1 protein-coding gene and 2 pseudogenes are annotated in these 1,929 nt (G+C 70.6%); 1 reads left to right on the forward strand and 2 read right to left on the reverse strand.

Annotated features, from left to right (window positions below; all coding sequences use genetic code 11):
* Both NYZ98_RS41240 and rsmI read right to left on the reverse strand, forming a co-directional pair.
* Positions 1-440 (reverse strand): annotated as a pseudogene (locus tag NYZ98_RS41240) (phospholipid carrier-dependent glycosyltransferase); the annotation flags it as partial.
* A gap of 69 nt (positions 441-509) precedes the next feature.
* The gene (gene rsmI / locus NYZ98_RS41245; RefSeq protein ID WP_380708885.1) at positions 510-1,364 is read right to left on the reverse strand and encodes a 16S rRNA (cytidine(1402)-2'-O)-methyltransferase; all 855 of its coding nucleotides are present in this window, start codon (positions 1,362-1,364) and stop codon (positions 510-512) included.
* Positions 1,365-1,471: 107 nt separating this feature from the next.
* Here rsmI and NYZ98_RS41250 point away from each other — a divergent pair.
* Positions 1,472-1,929, forward strand: a pseudogene (locus tag NYZ98_RS41250) (phospholipid carrier-dependent glycosyltransferase); the annotation flags it as partial.

Here is a 1,929-nt window from a genome sequence, read left to right on the forward strand (position 1 = left end):
ACCCCCACCACCGCCGCCGCGAACCGCCACCCAAAAGGATTGGGCCCGAACACCCACTCCCCCGCACCGATCAACCACTTCCCCAACGGGGGGTGCGCCACATAGAGCGCGCAGGGGCCCTGGTCGTCGGGGGTGCAGGTGACCCACAGGTCGTCGCGCCCTGCGATGAGCCGCCGGTCGGCGATCGGGTCCTTGGTGGTGCCGAGGAAGCTCCGCTCGACCCCGTACCTGAGCAGCGACAGCCCGTCCTTGGCGTAGTAGGTCTCGTCGAAGACCACCGCCTTGGGCGACCCCAGCCGGTCGAACCGCAGAAACGCCCCGAACGCCGCCACCAGCAACGGCCCGAGCCACCCCCACAGGCGGCTCCCCTGGAACGGCGGGACGAGCCTGTCCAGGACGGTGGAAACCCGATCGGACTCGCCGCTCACCGCGGATGTCACCGGCTTAGCGGAAAGTCGGGGTTTCCCAGCAATTCTTAAGGAGAGGGCGCGAACAACCACCCGGGCACCCTATGCGCGGTGGACGGCGTCGTACAGTTCGCGCTTGGGGATCCCCGCGGACTTGGCCACGTCGACGATCGCCTGCTTGCGGGAGACGCCCGCGACCTCCCGGCGGGCGACCTCGTCCACCAGCCCGCCGATGTCGGGCTCGACATCGGCGGGGTCGTGCCCGGCGACCACGATGGTGATCTCCCCGCGCACGTCTCCGGCGGCCCATTCGGCCAGCTCACCGAGCCCGCCCCGCCGTACCTCCTCGTAGGTCTTGGTCAGCTCGCGGCAGACGGCGGCGGGCCGCTCGGGGCCGAACGCCTCGGCCATCGCGGTGAGGCAGGACTCGAGGCGGTGCGGCGCCTCGAAGAAGACCATCGTGCGCTGTTCCACGGCCAGGCCCGCCAGCCGCCGCGACCGCTCGCCCGCCTTGCGCGGCGGGAACCCCTCGAAGCAGAACCGGTCGCTCGGCAGGCCGGAGATCGCCAGGGCGGTGGTGACCGCCGAGGGCCCGGGCAGCGCCGTCACCTGGATGCCCGCCTCGACGGCGAGGTGCGTCAGGCGGTACCCCGGGTCGGAGACCCCGGGCATGCCCGCGTCGGTGATCACCAGCACGGTGTGCCCGTCGCGCAGGACCTCCAGGAGCTCTTTGGCCCGGGCCGCTTCGTTGGCGTCGTAGTAGGACACCACCCGCCCGCTGAGGGTGACCCCCAGCTCGGAGACCAGCCTGCGCAGGCGGCGGGTGTCCTCGGCGGCGACGACGTCCGCGGTCGAAAGCGCCTCGCGGAGCCGGGCGGAGGCGTCCTCGGCCCGCCCGATCGGAGCACCAGCCAGAACCAGCCTGCCGTTGTCGTTCACCCGTCCATCCTCTCGCATCGCCGCCGCCGGCATCCGCCCAGCACCTTCGTGCACGAGTCTCCCAATTGGGTACGTAAGAGGTGTTTCTTAGGTTGGACGTAATAGCCGCCCCGTACGATGTCCGGATGGCCCTGACGGACTTCCCCAACCAGGACTTCGAACAGCCGGAGCCGCGTGACGACCCCGCACGATCGGGATCGGTGCGCGACCGGCTCGTCCCCCCGTTCCGCGGAAGCCCCATGTGGGGGTGGCTCGGGCCGCTGCTGGTGGCGGCGTTCGGGGCGTTTCTGCGGTTCGACCGGCTGGGGTCGCCCAAGGCGGTGGTCTTCGACGAGACCTACTACGCCAAGGACGCGCTGTCGCTGCTGAAGTTCGGCGTGGAGCGGGTCGCCGTCAAGGACGCCGACAAGATGCTCCTGGCCGGCAACGAGAACATCTGGCAGCAGTGCGCGCCCGCCAACATCGACAAGTGCGCCTCCTACGTCGTCCACCCCCCGTTGGGGAAGTGGTTGATCGGTGCGGGGGAGTGGGTGTTCGGGCCCAATCCTTTTGGGTGGCGGTTCGCGGCGGCGGTGGTGGGGGT

This window comes from Sphaerisporangium corydalis (genome assembly GCF_025506355.1).
GTDB classification, from domain to species: domain Bacteria; phylum Actinomycetota; class Actinomycetes; order Streptosporangiales; family Streptosporangiaceae; genus Sphaerisporangium; species Sphaerisporangium corydalis.